General features: G+C 70.1%; 16 protein-coding genes and 1 pseudogene. 5 read left to right on the top strand and 12 right to left on the bottom strand.

The window, feature by feature from the left end; translation table 11 throughout:
• From C665_RS13420 to C665_RS13380, 9 genes and pseudogenes are all read right to left on the bottom strand, one after another.
• A pseudogene (locus C665_RS13420) lies at positions 1-214 on the bottom strand (SPOR domain-containing protein); the annotation flags it as partial.
• A 77-nt stretch (positions 215-291) separates the two neighbouring features.
• On the bottom strand, positions 292-1,656 hold the full coding sequence (locus C665_RS13415) for a TrpB-like pyridoxal phosphate-dependent enzyme (protein WP_004314452.1): 1,365 nt from the start codon (positions 1,654-1,656) through the stop codon (positions 292-294).
• Positions 1,657-1,682: 26 nt separating this feature from the next.
• Positions 1,683-2,420 carry a type III pantothenate kinase gene (locus C665_RS13410; RefSeq protein ID WP_004314451.1) on the bottom strand — a complete coding sequence of 246 codons (738 nt, stop codon included), beginning with the start codon at positions 2,418-2,420 and terminating at the stop codon, positions 1,683-1,685.
• Positions 2,417-3,250 (bottom strand): biotin--[acetyl-CoA-carboxylase] ligase, encoded by an 834-nt coding sequence (locus C665_RS13405; protein WP_012586051.1) that lies wholly within the window; start codon positions 3,248-3,250, stop codon positions 2,417-2,419. The genes C665_RS13410 and C665_RS13405 overlap by 4 nt, the downstream gene beginning before the upstream one ends.
• 132 nt (positions 3,251-3,382) lie before the next feature.
• Positions 3,383-4,807, bottom strand: coding sequence for a nitrogen regulation protein NR(I) (gene ntrC / locus C665_RS13400; protein ID WP_004314449.1), 1,425 nt, complete (start codon positions 4,805-4,807; stop codon positions 3,383-3,385).
• A gap of 26 nt (positions 4,808-4,833) precedes the next feature.
• Positions 4,834-5,910: a nitrogen regulation protein NR(II) gene (gene glnL / locus C665_RS13395; protein WP_004314448.1), complete on the bottom strand. Its 1,077-nt coding sequence runs from the start codon at positions 5,908-5,910 to the stop codon at positions 4,834-4,836.
• Positions 5,911-5,963: 53 nt separating this feature from the next.
• On the bottom strand, positions 5,964-6,449 hold the full coding sequence (locus tag C665_RS13390; protein ID WP_004314447.1) for a DUF4124 domain-containing protein: 486 nt from the start codon (positions 6,447-6,449) through the stop codon (positions 5,964-5,966).
• A gap of 136 nt (positions 6,450-6,585) precedes the next feature.
• Positions 6,586-7,995 carry a type I glutamate--ammonia ligase gene (gene glnA / locus C665_RS13385; RefSeq protein ID WP_004314445.1) on the bottom strand — a complete coding sequence of 470 codons (1,410 nt, stop codon included), beginning with the start codon at positions 7,993-7,995 and terminating at the stop codon, positions 6,586-6,588.
• Between the two features lie 218 nt (positions 7,996-8,213).
• Positions 8,214-9,401 (bottom strand): cation diffusion facilitator family transporter, encoded by a 1,188-nt coding sequence (locus C665_RS13380; RefSeq protein WP_004314443.1) that lies wholly within the window; start codon positions 9,399-9,401, stop codon positions 8,214-8,216.
• Positions 9,402-9,460: 59 nt separating this feature from the next.
• Between C665_RS13380 and C665_RS13375 the strand changes: the two genes are divergently transcribed.
• Together C665_RS13375 and nadA are read left to right on the top strand one after the other, a co-directional pair.
• On the top strand, positions 9,461-9,913 hold the full coding sequence (locus tag C665_RS13375; protein ID WP_004314441.1) for a rhodanese-like domain-containing protein: 453 nt from the start codon (positions 9,461-9,463) through the stop codon (positions 9,911-9,913).
• Between the two features lie 117 nt (positions 9,914-10,030).
• Positions 10,031-11,131 carry a quinolinate synthase NadA gene (nadA, locus tag C665_RS13370; RefSeq protein ID WP_004314439.1) on the top strand — a complete coding sequence of 367 codons (1,101 nt, stop codon included), beginning with the start codon at positions 10,031-10,033 and terminating at the stop codon, positions 11,129-11,131.
• Between the two features lie 84 nt (positions 11,132-11,215).
• Here the strand turns inward: nadA and C665_RS13365 are convergent, their stop codons facing one another.
• A complete protein-coding gene (locus C665_RS13365; RefSeq protein ID WP_004314437.1) occupies positions 11,216-11,647 on the bottom strand; it encodes a PaaI family thioesterase in 432 nt (143 codons plus the stop codon).
• 109 nt (positions 11,648-11,756) lie between these two features.
• Between C665_RS13365 and C665_RS13360 the strand changes: the two genes are divergently transcribed.
• The 3 genes from C665_RS13360 to clsB all read left to right on the top strand — a co-directional run bounded on the left by C665_RS13360 (position 11,757) and on the right by clsB (position 14,743).
• Positions 11,757-12,686, top strand: a complete 930-nt coding sequence (locus C665_RS13360; protein WP_004314436.1) for a LysR family transcriptional regulator — start codon at positions 11,757-11,759, stop codon at positions 12,684-12,686.
• 153 nt (positions 12,687-12,839) lie between these two features.
• Complete coding sequence (locus C665_RS13355) at positions 12,840-13,589, top strand: endonuclease/exonuclease/phosphatase family protein (RefSeq protein WP_004314434.1); 750 nt, start codon at positions 12,840-12,842, stop codon at positions 13,587-13,589.
• Positions 13,589-14,743 carry a cardiolipin synthase ClsB gene (clsB, locus tag C665_RS13350; protein WP_004314433.1) on the top strand — a complete coding sequence of 385 codons (1,155 nt, stop codon included), beginning with the start codon at positions 13,589-13,591 and terminating at the stop codon, positions 14,741-14,743. The genes C665_RS13355 and clsB overlap by 1 nt, the downstream gene beginning before the upstream one ends.
• A gap of 46 nt (positions 14,744-14,789) precedes the next feature.
• On the opposite strand, the gene C665_RS13345 is transcribed toward clsB, so the two are convergent.
• Both C665_RS13345 and C665_RS13340 read right to left on the bottom strand, forming a co-directional pair.
• Positions 14,790-15,212 (bottom strand): CoA-binding protein, encoded by a 423-nt coding sequence (locus C665_RS13345; protein WP_004314432.1) that lies wholly within the window; start codon positions 15,210-15,212, stop codon positions 14,790-14,792.
• 9 nt (positions 15,213-15,221) lie between these two features.
• A partial coding sequence (locus tag C665_RS13340; protein ID WP_004314430.1) for a glutamate--tRNA ligase family protein occupies positions 15,222-15,773 on the bottom strand: 552 nt, incomplete at its 5' end.

Below are 15,773 nucleotides of genomic sequence, written 5' to 3'. Positions count from 1 at the left end.
CGACCGCGGCGGGCGGGGGCGGTTCGGCGGCGACGGGCGCGAGGCCGGTGGCGCCGGTCTCGTTTGCCAGCCGGATACGCTCGGGATGCAACTGCGCGGCGATGCGCCCCGCCTCGCCCGCCGGCGGCTCGCCACCCAGCCAGCCGCCGATCGCCGCGAAGGCGAGGGCGTTGAGGATGAGCAGCAGGATGAGCAGGAAGCGCAGGGTCGTCATGCCTTGGTGTCGCAGGGGGGGCGGGGAAGGCGGGGCGCTCCGCCGGCCTTGCCGGCCGAGCGCGACCGCCAGCTCGTTCAGCCGACCTTGGGCAGGTGGGCGAGCGAAGTTGCCACCGCCTCGGCCGGGTAGTCGAAGTCCTCGAGCTTGCCCGAGAAGTAGCGCTCGTACGAGCTCATGTCGAAGTGGCCGTGGCCGGTCAGGTTGAACAGAATGGTCTTCGCCTCGCCGGTCGCCTTGCAGGCGAGCGCCTCGTCGATGGCCTGACGGATGGCGTGGCAGGACTCGGGCGCCGGGATGATGCCCTCGGCGCGTGCGAACTGCACCCCCGCCTCGAAGGTCGCCAGCTGCGGCACCGCGGCGGCCTCGATGAGGCCGGCGTGCAGCAGGTTCGACACCAGCGGCGAGTCGCCATGGTAGCGCAGGCCGCCGGCATGGATTCCGGGCGGCATGAAATCGTGGCCCAGCGTATACATCTTCATCAGCGGGGTGAAGCCGGAGGCGTCGCCGAAGTCGTAGGCGTACTGGCCCTTGGTCAGGGTCGGGCAGGAGGTCGGCTCCACCGCCACGCAGCGCAGCGTGGCGGCGCGCTTGTCGCCCGCGGCCTTGTCGGCGAGGAAGGGGAAGGCGATGCCGGCGAAGCTCGAGCCGCCGCCGCAGGGGCCGATGACGACGTCGGGATAGAGGCCGACCTTGTCGAGCTGCTTCTTCGCCTCCAGGCCGATGATGCTCTGGTGCAGCACCACGTGGTTGAGCACCGAACCCAGGGTGTAGTTGGTGTCGGCGCGGCCGGCGGCCTCTTCCACCGCCTCGGAGATGGCGATGCCGAGCGAGCCGGGGTTGTCCGGGTTCTCGGCGAGCAGGCGGCGGCCGGTCTCGGTGTGCGGCGAGGGGCTGGCGAAGACCTCGCCGCCCCAGGTCTGCATCATCAGGCGGCGGTAGGGCTTCTGGTCGTAGCTGACCTTGACCATGTAGATGCGCACCTCCAGCCCGAACATCTGCCCGGCGAAGGCGATCGACGAGCCCCACTGCCCGGCGCCGGTCTCGGTGGTCAGGCGGGTGATGCCGGCCTGCTTGTTGTAGAAGGCCTGCGGCACCGCGGAGTTGGGCTTGTGCGAGCCGGCGGGCGAGACGCCCTCGTACTTGAAGAAGATCTTCGCCGGGGTGCCGAGCGCCTGCTCCAGGCGCACCGCGCGACACAGCGGGCTCGGCCGCCACAGGCGGTAGATCTCGCGCACCTCCTGCGGGATGGCGATCCAGCGCTCGGTGCTCATCTCCTGTTCGAGGATCGCCGGCGGGAAGATGACCCCCATCTGCTCCGGCGTGGCCGGATGGCCGTCGGGGCCGAGCGGCGGCGCGAGCGGCGTCGGCAGATCGGCGGCGACGTTGTACCAGTGCGTCGGGATGTCGGCGGCGTCGAGCAGGATGCGGGTGGCTTCCATCGTTGTTTTCTCCCTTTCGATTCTTGTCAGTGGGTGGGCGGGGCGGGCAGGGTGGCGACCGTGCCCAGGCCGGTCAGCACCAGATTGTCGGTTCGTCGCAGCGGAATCTCGAGCAGGTCGGCGAAGCTGTCGGCGGCGCCGCCGCCGAGCAGGCAGAGCGCGCCGGGGTGCTCCGCGATCTGGCGGAACATGCGCTCGACTGCGCCGGTCTGGGCTTGCAGGCAGCCGGAGCGGATCGCGTCTACCGTGCGTCGCGGTTGCCACGCGAAGTGACCCTCGGCGAGCGGCAGCTGAGCCGTGCCGCGGGCGAGCGCCTGCTGCATCAGCTCGACCCCGGGCAGGATCAGGCCGCCGAGGAAGTCGCCCGCCGCGGAGAGCAGGTCCACCGTGGTCGCGGTGCCGGCGGTGACGACCAGGCAGGGGCCGGCATGGCTGTGGCGGGCACCGATCAGCGCCGCCCAGCGGTCGGCGCCGAGACGCTCGGGGTTCTCGTACAGGTTGCGCACGCCGGCGCGCGCGGCGGTGGGCAGCAGCCAATCGACCCGCAGCGGTGCGCAGGCCGTGGCGATGCGCGCGGCGACGCTGGTGCCGGCGACGTTACAGCCGAACACGCGCGCGAGTCCCGGCCAGGCGCGGCAGGCGGCGGCGAGCATGTCGATCTCGGCGTGGCCGACTGCCCCCTCGGCGAGGGCTCGCGCGGGGGCGTCCGCTGCGATCACGCGCCATTTCACCCGGGTGTTGCCGGCATCCACGAGCAGGATCATCGCGAGCCGTCCAGCAGCGGACGCAGCGACACGTCGCCGGCGAGCACCCGCTGCACGCCGTCCCCGGTGCGCAGCAGCAGGGCGCCGTCGTCGTCCACCCCGGCGCAGGTACCCTGCAGCGTGGCGGACTCCCCGCGGACCGCCACCGGTAACTCGGCGAAGGCGTTGCGCTGCTCCCAGGCGCCGCGCAGGGCGGGGAAGCCCGCGGCCGCGTAGGTGTCGAAGAGGCGGTGGAACTCGCCGAGGATGGCCGCCAGCAGGACCGGACGCGAGGGCGGTTCGCCGCCGAGCGCAGCGGCGAGGTCGGTGACGCCGGCCTGGTCGGGAATGGCGGCGTCGGCCGGCAGGCGCAGGTTGAGACCGATGCCGATCACCGCCGCGGGCGGGCGACCGCGCACGGGGAGGAGTTCGACCAGGATGCCGGCGAGCTTCTCTCCGTGCACCAGCACGTCGTTGGGCCATTTCAGCTGCACCCCCTCGACGCCGAGCTGCTCGAGCGCGCGCGCGAGCGCCAGCCCGGCGGCGAGCGAGAGTCCGGCCGGCGCCGGGGTACCCGGCGCGAAGCGCCACAGCAGCGAGAAGGTGAGGCTGGCGCCCTCCCAGGACAGCCATTGCCGCCCGCGCCGCCCGCGCCCGGCGGTCTGGCGGTCGGCCACGAGCACATGCACACGACCGTCGTCGGCGGGCGGCGCATCCACGAGACGGGCGTTGGTCGAGTCGCAGCACTCCACCCATTCGAGGGCGAAGTCGCGCGCACGCGCGCCGAGGAGGGAGGCCAGTTCGGTCGCGCAGGCGCGCGCCGAAGGCGTGGATGGACGGATGGAGGACAAGTGCGGAAGCGGCGGATCGAAAACCGCATTATCCGCCAAGACCGTGGGGGATGCGCTTCCCGCGGCATGGATGCGCTGCGCCCCGTGCGCCGGCCGCGCCAACGCGCCCCCGCATCGAGGCGACCGGGGCGATCAGCGCCCGCTTTCCTCCGTCTCCGGCGCGCGCTCCTCGTCCATGCCCAGCTCCTGGATCTTGCGGCTGATGGTGTTGCGGCCGATGCCGAGCAGCTGCGCGGCCTCGATGCGGCGGCCGCCGGTGGCGGCCAGCGCACGACGGATCAGGGTGCGCTCGAAATCGCGCGTGAGGCGGTCGAACACCTCTCCGGGGCGCGAGGCGATCAGGCGGTCGGCCTCGCTGCCCAGGCCCTCCATCCAGTTCGATGGCGACTCGCGGCCGGGTTGCTCGCGCATCTCGGGTGGCAGGTCGGCGACCTCCACCACCTGCGCCGGCGCCATCACGGTGAGCCAGTGGCACAGGTTCTCGAGCTGGCGCACGTTGCCCGGGAAAGGCTGAGCCTGCAGGTATTCGAGCGTGGCCTCCGAGATGCGCTTGCGCTCGACGCCGAGCTCCTGCGCGCTCTTCTGCAGGAAGTGCCGCACCAGCAAGGGGATGTCCTCATGGCGCTCGCGCAGCGGCGGCAGGCGCAGGCGGATGACGTTTAGGCGGTGGAAGAGGTCCTCGCGGAACAGGCCCTGGCGCACGCGCTCCTCCAGGTCCTGGTGGGTGGCGGCGATCACGCGCACGTTGGCGCGGATCGGTTGCTGGCCGCCGACGCGGTAGAAGTGGCCGTCGGAGAGCACGCGCAGCAGCCGCGTCTGCAGCTCGGCCGGCATGTCGCCGATCTCGTCGAGGAACAGCGTGCCGCCGTCGGCCTGCTCGAAGCGGCCGCGGCGCTGGGTGGCGGCGCCGGTGAAGGCGCCGCGCTCGTGGCCGAAGAGTTCGGATTCGAGCAGGTCGCGCGGGATGGCCGCGGTGTTGATGGCGATGAAGGGCGCGTCGCGGCGCGGGCTGTGGCGGTGCAGGGCGCGCGCGACCAGTTCCTTGCCGCTGCCCGACTCGCCGTTGATCAGCACGGTGGCGTGCGAGTGGGCGAGCCGCCCGATGGCGCGGAAAACCTCCTGCATCGCCGGGGCCTGGCCGAGGATCTCGGGGGCCAGGGTGGCCTCTTCGCTCGCACCGTTCTGGTGCGCGGTCTGCTCCAGCGCACGACGGACGAGCGCGACCGCCTGGTCGACGTCGAAGGGCTTGGGCAGATACTCGAAGGCGCCGCCCTGGAAGGCCGCGACTGCGCTGTCGAGGTCGGAGTAGGCGGTCATGATGATGACCGGCAGCTGCGGGTGGCGCTCCTTCACCTTCTGCAGCAGGTCCAGCCCGGACTCGCCGGGCATGCGGATGTCGGATAGCAGCGCGGCCGGCGGCTGCGGTGCGCGCTCGAGCTCGGCGAGCGCGTCGCCGGCGGAGCTGAAGCTGGCGTGGTCGATGCCCTCGCGGCCGAGCGCCTTTTCCAGCACCCAGCGGATCGAGCGGTCGTCGTCGATGATCCAGACGGTGTTCATATCGTATGCACTATTCTGGTGCGCGCTCAGGCACGCTCGGTAATCGGCAGCAGGATCGTGAAGCAGGTGCGCCCGGGACGGCTATCCACCTCGATCATGCCCTGGTGTTGCTCGATGAAGCTCTGTGCGAGCGACAGGCCCAGACCACTGCCGCCCTCCCGCCCCGAAACCAGCGGATAGAAGATGCGATCGCGGATCTCCTCGGGGATGCCGGGGCCGTCGTCGATTACTTGCAATTTGAGTGCCAGTTTGTGACGGCGCTTGGCGAGCGTGACCTGGCGCGCGATGCGGGTGCGCAGCAGGATCTCGCCGTGGCCGCCCAGCGCCTGTGCGGCGTTGCGCACGATGTTGAGCACGGCCTGGATGAGCTGCTCGCGATCGGCGGTGAGCTCGGGCAGGCTGAGGTCGTAGTCGGGGACGATGCCGATCGAAGGAAACTCGGCGAGGATCAGGCGGCGCACGCGTTCGAGCACGTCGTGGAGGTTGATCGAGGCCGGGCGCATCATGCAATGCGAACTCAGCAGGCGGTTCATCAGGTCCTGCAGGCGGTCGGCCTCGGCGATGATGACGTCGGTGAATTCGCGCAGCTGCGGGTCGTCGAGCTCGTGCTGCAGCAGCTGGGCCGAGCCGCGGATGCCGCCGAGCGGGTTCTTGATCTCGTGCGCGAGGTTGCGGATGAGCTCGCGGTTGGCCTGCTGCTGGTGCAGCAGCTGCTCCTCGCGCGCGACGCGCAGCTGCGCGTCGATCGGGCGGAATTCGAGCAGCAGGCGCACGCTTGCGGTGTCGACCGGCGTCACCGTGCAGTCGAGCCGCAGCGGCTCGGCGTCGCCGCGCTGCACGCTGATGTCCTGGCCGGTGTAGCTCCAGTTGGTGCGCAGCGCGTTGTCGAGCGCCGCGGCCAGGCCGGGCGGGCTGCCGAGCAGGCGTTCGAGCGGTTGGCCGAGCAGCTTGCGCCGGCTGATCGCGAACAGGTTCTCCGCGCCCGCGTTGAGGTAGCGGATCACCAGCCCGGCGTCGACGAGCACGACCGCCGAAGACAGCAGGTCGAGTCCGGCGAACGGGCTGCTGGGGCTGCTGGCGGCGTGGGTGGGGTGCGATGGCATGGGCGCGTCCTGTTGTTCGGTCGAGGACATGCAAGAAGCGCGCCAGGTCCGGGTCATCGCAGGCCGGAGATCTCCCGGCGCAGTGCATCGACATTGCGCTTGTGCAATTCGACGCGGTCCTTGAAGGGTCGCACGCGGTCGAGCACCTTCTGGTAGTTGCGCTCGTCGCCGAGACGGATGGATTCCTGCTCGGCGAGCGCCTTCTCGGCCTCGGCCAGCTTCTGCTCCTCGGTGCGCAGTTCTTCCTGCAGCACCTGGCGGCGGGCGTCGTCACGGCCGCGCTGCTCGTTGGGGCTCACGCGCGGGAAGTCGCCGCCCGTGGGCGTCTCGCGTGCCGCCGGAGCGGCGGGACGGCGCACGGGGGCGGGCACCGAGGACACCGGCTGGTCGGACTGCAGGCGCACGCAACCGCGCGCGAGTGCGCGATCGTTGGTGTAGGTCACCCTGCCGTCGGCATCGGTGCACTTGTAGATTTCGGCATGGGCCGGCGCGGCAAGGCCGGCGAGCAGGAGCAGCGGGAGGATTCGATACGGTCGCATGCGCAGGTCCGGAGGGGCGCGGGGACGGCAGTAACGGGCTGCAATGCCGTCATCCTTGCGGGTCAGGCCCGATTAGACCCCAGAAAAAAGGGACGGGCAACGCCCGTCCCTTCCGTCCTGCGCAGGATTTCCCGGCTTACAGGCTGTAGTACATGTCGAATTCCACCGGGTGGGTGGTGATGCGCATGCGATCGACCTCTTCCATCTTGAGCGCGATGTAGGCGTCGATGAAGTCGTTCGAGAACACGCCGCCGCGGGTCAGGAACTCGCGATCCTTGTCCAGGTACTCCAGCGCCTGCTCGAGGCTGGTGCACACGGTCGGGATCAGCGCGTCCTCTTCCGGCGGCAGGTCGTACAGGTTCTTGTCGGCCGGGTCGCCCGGGTGGATCTTGTTCTGGATGCCGTCCAGGCCCGCCATCATCAGCGCGGCGAAGCACATGTACGGGTTGGCCAGGGGATCCGGGAAGCGCGACTCGATGCGGCGGCCCTTCGGGTTGGCGACGTAGGGGATGCGGATCGAGGCCGAGCGGTTGCGCGCCGAGTAGGCGAGCTTGGTCGGGGCCTCGTAGTGCGGCACCAGGCGCTTGTACGAGTTGGTGCCCGGGTTGGTGATCGCGTTGAGCGCGCGGGCGTGCTTGATGATGCCGCCGATGTAGTACAGCGCGGTCTCGGACAGGCCGGCGTAGCCGTTGCCCGCGAACAGGTTCTTGCCGTCCTTCCAGATCGACTGGTGCACGTGCATGCCGGAGCCGTTGTCGCCGACGATGGGCTTGGGCATGAAGGTGGCGGTCTTGCCGTACTGGTGGGCGACGTTGTGCACGATGTACTTGAGCACCTGGGTCCAGTCGGCGCGCTGGGTCAGCGTGCTGAACTTGGTGCCGATCTCGCACTGGCCGGCGTTGGCCACTTCGTGGTGGTGCACCTCGACCGGCACGCCGCAGGCCTCGAGCGCGAGCACCATGGCGGCGCGCACGTCGTTGAGGCTGTCGACCGGCGGAACCGGGAAGTAGCCGCCCTTGACGCGCGGACGGTGGCCGGTGTTGCCGCCTTCGAACTTGTCCGCGGTCGACCAGGCGGCCTCTTCCGAGATGATCTTGCTATACACGCCCGACATGTCGACCGACCACTCGACCGAGTCGAAGATGAAGAACTCGGGCTCGGGGCCGAAGAAGGCGGTGTCGCCGATGCCGGTGCTCTTCAGGTAGGCCTCGGCGCGCTTGGCGATCGAGCGCGGGTCGCGGTCGTAGCCCTTGCCGTCGGAGGGCTCGATGACGTCGCAGGTGATGACCAGCGTGGTCTCGTCGAAGAAGGGGTCGATGTATGCGGTTGACGGCTCCGGCATGAGGATCATGTCCGAGGCCTGGATGCCCTTCCAGCCGGCCAGCGAGGATCCGTCGAAGGGGTGGCCGTGCTCGAAGTGCTCTTCCTCGAAGGCCGACACCGGCAGGCCGACGTGATGCTCCTTGCCGCGAATATCCGTGAAGCGCAGGTCCACGAAGCGCACTTCGTTTTCCTGGATCATCTTCATGACGTCTTGGGCGTTCATTTTGACTCCTGGTGAGATGAGGCGTTGTTGCGTTGAGCGGGTGGTGCAGCGGCCTGGGGTCGATGCGCCGGATTCGTGTGAGCAGGGCTAAGCACTTAGCGTGCCAGCCCTATGTCAGCGCGCAGGGCATTGTGCCACAAGGCTGCGAGCCCGAAATCGGTGCCTCGGCCCGGTGCGGATGCACTTCAATGGTGCGGATGTGCTCCCTGAATGCACTACTATGGTGCGAGCTCCACGAAGACGCGGATGTTGCGGTAGTGCGGATGTTCCGCGAGCCAAGTCTGGCGGTGCGATCGCAGTGCATCGAGCGCGTCCGCATCGGGGAGGGAGGGCAGGATGATTTCCACTTCCACGCGCTGGCCGAGGTAGTGGATCTGCACCCGCCGAGGGTCGGCGAAGCCGGGGCCGAGGAGCTTGCGCATGTGCGCGAGGATTTCGTCGCGCTCGGGCAGGGGGCCGGGCGGCACCGCCTGCAGCTCGCCATCGTCCTCGGGGTCGATATGCACCAGCACGTCGCGCACCTCGGGGTGGGCGGCGCGCACGCGCAGGTACACCGCGTCGGACACGCGGTGCCCCTCGGAGACGGTCAGCCGTGGATCGACCTGGACGTGGGCGTCGCACAGCACGCGGTCGGCCATCCGCCGGGTACGCATTTCGTGCAGGCCGATCACGCCCGGCGTCTCGCGGATCGTCGTGCGCAGGCGCTCGAGCTCCTCCTCCGGCAGGCCGGTGTCGATCAGTTCGCGCACCGACTTCAACGCCAGGCGGATGCCCATGTGCAGGATCAGGAAGCCGACCACCGTCGCGGCGAGCGGCTCCAGGAAGGGGTAGCCGGCAAGGCTGCCGCCGATGCCGGCGGCCACGACCAGCGAGGACGCCGCGTCCGAGCGTGCATGCCAGGCGTTGGCCTCGAGCATCGGCGCGTTGAGGCGGCGTGCGGCGGCGAGCGAGAAGCGGAACAGGCCTTCCTTCGCGGCGAGGGTCAGCAGTGCCATTCCCAGGGCCGCCGGATGCAGTACCGGCAAGGCCCCGATGTTCTGCAGGCGGATCCCCGAACTCCACAGGAAGCCGACGCCCACCGCCGCCAGGACGGAGCCGAGCACCAGCGTGGTGACGGTCTCGATGCGGCCGTGTCCGTATGGATGGTTGGTGTCGGCCGGATCGGCGCTGTGGCGGCCGGCGAGCAGCACCAGCAGGTCGGTGATGAGGTCGGAGAGGGTGTGGGCGGCGTCGGCCACCAGGCTGAACGCGCCGGCGAATAGGCCGATGACGACCTGGCCGATGGTGAGCACCGTGTTGGTCACGATGGCCACCAGGGTGGCACGCTGGATGCCACGGCTGCGGGCGAGGTCGTCCGCGCCCGCAGAGGGACGCGCAACCGGGGAGGAGGCTTGGCGGGAGTGCATGAGGGGGGCGCGGCGGACGCGCTATACTTCGACCGCCCTCATTTTAGACGGATGTTCGCATGGGAACCCTGTCGGAACTGTTGACGCTCGCCCACGAGCGCGCCGAAAGCCTCGGGCTGCCCTACCAGGGCGCGCTCACCCCCGCCGAAACCTGGCAGGTGATGCAGCTCGCCCCCGGTGCCAAGCTGGTCGATGTGCGCACGCGCGCCGAGCTCGACTGGGTGGGGCGCGTGCCCGGCGCGATCGAGATCGAGTGGAAGAGCTATCCCTCGATGCAGGAGAACCCCAACTTCCTCGCCCAGTTGAAGCACCAGGTCGACCCCGAGGCGCTGGTGCTGTTCCTGTGCCGTTCCGCCGTGCGCTCGGACTCCGCCGCGCGGCTCGCCGGCGCCAACGGCTACGCCAACTGCTACAACGTGCTCGAAGGCTTCGAAGGCGACAAGGACGCCAACAACCAGCGCAACCGCATTGGCGGCTGGCGCCTCGCCGGCCTGCCCTGGTACCAGGGCTGAGCGGCAACAAATCCTTACCCGGCCCCGCCCGCCGCGGTCGAACCCGCGGCGGCATGCGGGGTCCGACGCCCGCAACCCCGGGATTGCCCCCTCCCAACGGATCCGGAACCCGAAACAATGCAAGTCTCCACCATCAGCTTCGACCGCTTCAACGTGCTCGCCGACAACGAGGCGCAGGAGCGCATCCGCGCCGCCCGCGCACGCCTCGGCGAGCGGGCGGTGCTGCTCTGCCACCACTACCAGCGCGCCGACGTGTACCAGCACGCCGACCTCACCGGCGACTCGCTCAAGCTCGCGCGCCTGGCCTCGCAGACCGATGCCGAGTACATCGTGTTCTGCGGCGTGCACTTCATGGCCGAGGTCGCCGACATCCTTTCCAAGCCCAGCCAGATCGCCATCCTGCCCGACCTCGCCGCCGGCTGCTCGATGGCCGACATGGCGAGCCTGGCCAAGGTCGAGCGCTGCTGGCGCGAGCTCGCCGAGGTGCTCGGAAAGCCCGACGAGCTCATCACCCCGGTCACCTACATCAACTCGGCGGCCGACCTCAAGGCCTTCTGCGGCGAGCACGGCGGCATCGTGTGCACCTCGACCAACGCGCCGGTCATCCTCGACTGGGCCTTCTCCAAGCGCGAGAAGGTGCTGTTCTTCCCCGACCAGCACCTCGGGCGCTGGACCGGCTTCAAGAAGGGCATCCCGCTCGACGAGATGGTGGTGTGGGACCCCGACCTCGAGTACGGCGGCCTCACCCCCGAGCAGATCCGCAAGGCGAAGATCCTGCTGTGGAAGGGGCACTGTTCGGTGCACCAGATGTTCCAGCCGGTGCACATCGACCGCTGGCGCGAGAAGCACCCGCACGGCTTCGTCATTTCCCACCCCGAGAGCATGCTCGAGGTGTGCCAGAAGTCCGATTACGTCGGCTCCACCGAGTTCATCCTCAACACCATCACCCAGGCGCCGCCCGGCACGCACTGGCTGGTGGGCACCGAGCTCAACCTGGTGAGCCGCCTCGCCGAGGAGATGAAGCCGCAGGGCAAGGTGGTGCAGTTCATGGCGCCCACGGTGTGCATGTGCTCGACCATGCAGCGCATCGACCCGCAACACCTGGCGTGGACGCTGGAGAACCTCGCCGAGGGCAAGGTGGTGAATCAGATCAAGGTGCCCGCGCACGAGGCCGAGCTCGCGCGCATCGCGCTCGACCGCATGCTCGCGGTGTCCTGAACACGCGATCCGCGCTCGCAAGAATCGGGGGCGTCTCCCGCGAGGGGGGCGCCCCCGTTGCGTCCACCGGGCGCCGAAGTCGTCTCAGCCGCGCGGCCAGAGGACCATCTGCGTGCAGCGGAAGAGCGCGATCACCCGTCCGCTGGCCTCGTCGGTGACGGTCGCGTCCCACACCTGGGTGGTGCGTCCGAGGTGCTGGGCGGTCGCGCTGCATGCGATCGCGCCCTCGCGCACCGTCCCCAGGTGGTTGCTCTTGAGCTCGATGGTGGTGAAGGAGTCCGCGCCCGCGGGCAGGTGGGCGATGGTCGCGTAGCCGCAGGTGGTGTCGGCCAGCGCGACGACGCTTGCGGCGTGGAGGAACTCGTTCGGTGCCGCGTGCAGCTTCTTTACCGGCATCCGGCTGTTCAGCCGGCGCTCGTCGAGCGCCAGCATCTCGATGCCGAGGTAGCCGGGCAGGTACTCGCCGCCGGCCTCGTTCAGGGTGTGGATGCTGACTTCGGGACGCAGTGCGCTCATCTGGGGCTCCTTCATGAAGATTCGCAATGGAAAACGTTGATGAGGATAGTCTTCTTATTGCTTCCGGATAAGCCGATAATCTTGTTCGTTGCGTCAACGGATCATTGACATGAGCTGGTTACCGGCCTGGGAGAGCTTCGTCCGCGTGGTCGAGGGCGGCAGCATGGCGGCTGCGGCGCGCACGCTCGGCTGCACGCGCGCCCAGGTCAGCAAGCAGGTCGCCGAGCTCGAACGCCGCCTCGGCGCCGCCCTCTTCGAGCGCTCCACCCGGCGGCTCGTCCTCACCCCCGCCGGGGAGGTGTTCCTGCGCCACGCGGCGCGCGCACTGGAGGCCGTGGACAGCAGCGAGATCGCGGTGCGCAACCTCGGCGAGCGCCCGAGCGGCACGCTGCGGGTGAGCGCGACGCTCGCCTTCGGGCGTCACTTCGTCGCGCCCCTGCTGCCCGTCGTCACGGCGGCGAACCCCGGGCTGGAGATCGAGCTGGTGCTCACCGACCGCCTGGTCGACCTGGTGGACGACCGCATCGACCTCGCGCTGCGCATGACCGCGCGGCCGCCGGAGGATGCGGTCGCGCGCCACCTGCTGCGCCTGCGCTGGGTGCTCTGCGCGGCGAGCGCCTATGTCGAGCGCCACGGCAGCCCGCGCGAGCCGGCCGAGCTGGCGCAGCATGCGTGCATCGGCCACCCCGCGATCGGCGCCGCCCCCTGGGGATTGGTCGCCGCGGCTGGCGCGCCGGCCCGCGTTGCGGTGCGCAGCCGCGTCCGTTTCGACAGCCTCGATTGCACGCTCGACACGGTCCTCGCCGGCCACGGCATCGCCATCCTGCCCGCCTACCTGTGCGAGCCGGCGCTGCAGGCCGGCAGCCTGCGCACCGTGCTCGACGGCTGGGAGCCCGCGTTCGACGCCGGCCGCGACCTGTACGCCTGCTACACACCGGGCAGGGTGGGGGTATCCAAGGTGCGCGTCTTCATGGATGCGTTGCAGCAGCGGCTGCAGCCGCTGCCGTCGTGGGCCTGCGCCGCGGGTGTGGGCGGATGAGAAAGGCGGTGAAAGCTTCGGCGAACGGTGGCGAGCCGGGGCGGGCGGCCGACGAATCCGTGCCGTCGATCGTGCGCCGGAGGCTTTAACATCCGCTTCCCGCCCGCATATGATGTCGCGTGGTCTTCACCCCGGCCGGAGTCGCCTCCGCTCATGCCCCTGCGTATCTGCTCCTACAACATCCACAAGGGTTTCTCGCAGTTCAACCGCCGCATGGTGGTGCATGAGCTGCGCGACCGCCTGCGCAGCCTGGATGCCGACCTCGTCTTTCTGCAGGAGGTGCAGGGCCTGCACCTGGGCCATCCGGCACGCCACCCCGACTGGCCCGCGCTGCCGCAGCACGAGTTCCTCGCCGAGGACGCCTGGCAGCAGATCGCCTATGGCGGCAACGCGATCTACGACCATGGCCACCACGGCAACGCGATCCTGAGTCGCCACCTCATCCTCAGCACTGCCAACCAGGACGTCTCTGACCATCGCTTCGAGCGCCGCGGCCTGCTTCACTGCGAGGTGCAGCTGCCCGAGTTCGACGTGCCGGTGCATTGCGTGTGCGTGCATCTGGGCCTGATGGCGGGCAGCCGGCGGCGCCAGATGGAGGCGCTCGCCGAGCGCATGGAAGAGCTCGCCCCGGGCAACGCGCCGCTGATCATCGCCGGCGACTTCAACGACTGGCGCAACCGCGCCGACGACCTGCTCGGGCGCCGGCTCGGGCTTGCCGAGGCCTTCGGCAGCGGACGCGGGCGACCGGCGCGCAGCTACCCGAGCACGCTGCCCTTTTTCCGCCTCGACCGCATCTACGTGCGCGGCTTCCGCGTGCGCCAGGCGCAGGTGCATTACGGCGCGCCGTGGGCGCGCATCTCCGACCATGCGGCACTGACCGCCGACCTGGAGCCGGTGGGCTGATGCAGTTCCTCGCGGGCAACGCGGTCGCGTTGCTGGAGAACGGCGAGCAGTACTTCCCGGCGCTGGAAGCCGAGATCGACCGTGCCGAGCGCGAGATCTTCCTGCAGAGCTACATCTTCGAGGACGACGGTACCGGCGCGCGCATCGCCGCTGCACTCGCACGCGCGGCGGGCCGCGGGGTCGCGGTGCGGGTGATGGTGGACGGCTTCGGCGGGCGCAGCTTCGTCTCGCGGCTGATGCCGCGCCTGCGCGAGGCCGGCGTGCAGGTGCTGATCTACCGCCGCGAGCTGCGTACCCTGTCGCTGCGCCGCCATCGCCTGCGCCGGCTGCACCGCAAGGTGGTGGCGATCGACGGCCGCGTGGCCTTCGTCGGTGGCATCAACGTGGTGGACGACTTCGATGCGGGCGCGCTGCCGCACCCGCGCTACGACTACGCGGTGCGCGTCGAGGGGCCGGTGCTCGCGCCGGTGGTGGCCTCGGCGCAGCGCCTGTGGCGGCTGGTGGCCTGGGCGAGCTTTCGCAGGCGCGCCGCCCAGCCGCTGCTGGCGCCGCCGCTGACCGACGCGGCGGGCTCGATCCGCGCCGCTTTCGTCGTGCGCGACAACCTGCGCCACCGCCATGCGATCGAGGAGGCCTATCTCGATGCGATTGCCGGCGCGCGCGAGGAGATCGTGCTCGCCAATGCGTACTTCTTCCCGGGGCGGCGCTTCCGCCAGGCGCTGATCGACTCTGCGCGGCGCGGCGTGCGGGTGACCCTGCTGCTGCAGGGCGTGTCCGATCACCCGATGCAGGTGTATGCGACGCGCGCGCTGTATCCGATCTTCCTCGACGCCGGCATCCGCCTGTTCGAATACCACCGCAGCCATCTGCACGCCAAGGTGGCGGTCATCGACCACCAGTGGGCCACCGTCGGTTCGAGCAACATCGACGCCTTCAGCCTGCTGCTTGCGCGCGAGGCCAACGTCTTCGTGGACGATCGCGGTTTCGCGGCGGAACTGCGCGCGAGCTTGGAGACGGCGCTGTGCGCCGGCGCGCGTGAACTCCGGCGTTCGGACTGGCGGCGCCTGCCCTTGCTGCGCCGCGGGCTGAGCTGGCTCGCCTACCAGCTCGTGCGCCTGGCGATCGGCATCGCCGGCTACGGCGGCGCGCACTGAGCTCGCGACGACGCCGGCACGAATGCCGGGCGCGGAGTGCGCGGCTTCAGCCGATCAGGCGGCGGTGCTCGATCTTGGTGCAGCGGTCGCTCACCACTTTCAATCCGGCAGCGGCAGCCTTGTCCGCGGCTGCGGGCGCGATCACCCCGAGCTGCAGCCACACGCTGCCGGCGCCCACGGCGATGGCCTCGTCCACCACCGCCATCACGTCTGCCGGCTTGCGGAACACGTCGACGATGTCGATCTTGCCCGGCACCTCGTGCAGGCTGGGATAGCACTTCTGACCAAGCACCTCCCCGTAGGCCGGGTTGACCGGGACGATGGTGTAACCGGCGCGCTGCAGGTAGTGCGCGACCTCGTGACTGGGGCGATCCGGCTTGGCCGAGATGCCGACCACGGCGATCGTGCGCGCCTGCTGCAGCAGGCCGCGGATGGCCTCGGGTTGCGTGCTGATGTCGTTCGGATGCATGGGGTTTCCTCAGGAGAAGCCGTCGGCCACCGCCTGGCGGCGGCGCGGCACGGCGGCGAGCGACCAGTGGGCCCGCGCCCACGCCCACGTTTCGGCAAGCGGCGCGGTGGCGAGCATGTCGGGTGGATTGTGGCCGAGAAAGCGCAGCGCGGCCATCAGGGCGACCTGCGGCGGATGCGCGTCGATCGCGCGCGCCAGGGTCTGCTTGGAGAGCTTCTCGCCCGCGGCGTTGGTGGCCAGCGGCAGGTGGGCGTAGGCGGGCACCGGCTGGCCGAGGAGGCCGAGCAGGTGGATCTGACGCGCGGTCGAATCGAGCAGGTCGGCGCCGCGCACGACGTGGGTCACGCCCGCCTCGGCGTCGTCCACCACCACGGCGAGCTGATAGGCGAAGAGCCCGTCGGCGCGCTTGACCACGTAGTCGCCGGCGTCGGCGGCGAGGTCGATCTCCTGCTCGCCCTGTACCGCGTCGCAAAAACGCACCACCCCTTCCGCACGCACGCGCCAGGCGCGGCCCGCGCGCCCCGGCGGCAGGCCGCCGCGGCAGGTGCCCGGGTAGCGGCG

Source organism: Thauera aminoaromatica S2 (assembly GCF_000310185.1).
Taxonomy (GTDB): Bacteria; Pseudomonadota; Gammaproteobacteria; order Burkholderiales; family Rhodocyclaceae; genus Thauera; species Thauera aminoaromatica.
The sequence above is the reverse complement of the archived record's forward strand: the minus strand, read 5'-3'. Positions and strand labels throughout refer to the sequence as shown.

Coding starts and splice junctions, on each gene's coding strand:
- C665_RS13415 (WP_004314452.1), bottom strand. CDS start 1,656: ATGGAAGCCACCCGCATCCTGCTCGACGCCGCCGACATCCCGACGCAC.
- C665_RS13410 (WP_004314451.1), bottom strand. CDS start 2,420: ATGATCCTGCTCGTGGATGCCGGCAACACCCGGGTGAAATGGCGCGTG.
- ntrC (WP_004314449.1), bottom strand. CDS start 4,807: ATGAACACCGTCTGGATCATCGACGACGACCGCTCGATCCGCTGGGTG.
- glnL (WP_004314448.1), bottom strand. CDS start 5,910: ATGCCATCGCACCCCACCCACGCCGCCAGCAGCCCCAGCAGCCCGTTC.
- C665_RS13390 (WP_004314447.1), bottom strand. CDS start 6,449: ATGCGACCGTATCGAATCCTCCCGCTGCTCCTGCTCGCCGGCCTTGCC.
- glnA (WP_004314445.1), bottom strand. CDS start 7,995: ATGAACGCCCAAGACGTCATGAAGATGATCCAGGAAAACGAAGTGCGC.
- C665_RS13380 (WP_004314443.1), bottom strand. CDS start 9,401: ATGCACTCCCGCCAAGCCTCCTCCCCGGTTGCGCGTCCCTCTGCGGGC.
- C665_RS13375 (WP_004314441.1), top strand. CDS start 9,461: ATGGGAACCCTGTCGGAACTGTTGACGCTCGCCCACGAGCGCGCCGAA.
- nadA (WP_004314439.1), top strand. CDS start 10,031: ATGCAAGTCTCCACCATCAGCTTCGACCGCTTCAACGTGCTCGCCGAC.
- C665_RS13365 (WP_004314437.1), bottom strand. CDS start 11,647: ATGAGCGCACTGCGTCCCGAAGTCAGCATCCACACCCTGAACGAGGCC.
- C665_RS13360 (WP_004314436.1), top strand. CDS start 11,757: ATGAGCTGGTTACCGGCCTGGGAGAGCTTCGTCCGCGTGGTCGAGGGC.
- C665_RS13355 (WP_004314434.1), top strand. CDS start 12,840: ATGCCCCTGCGTATCTGCTCCTACAACATCCACAAGGGTTTCTCGCAG.
- clsB (WP_004314433.1), top strand. CDS start 13,589: ATGCAGTTCCTCGCGGGCAACGCGGTCGCGTTGCTGGAGAACGGCGAG.
- C665_RS13345 (WP_004314432.1), bottom strand. CDS start 15,212: ATGCATCCGAACGACATCAGCACGCAACCCGAGGCCATCCGCGGCCTG.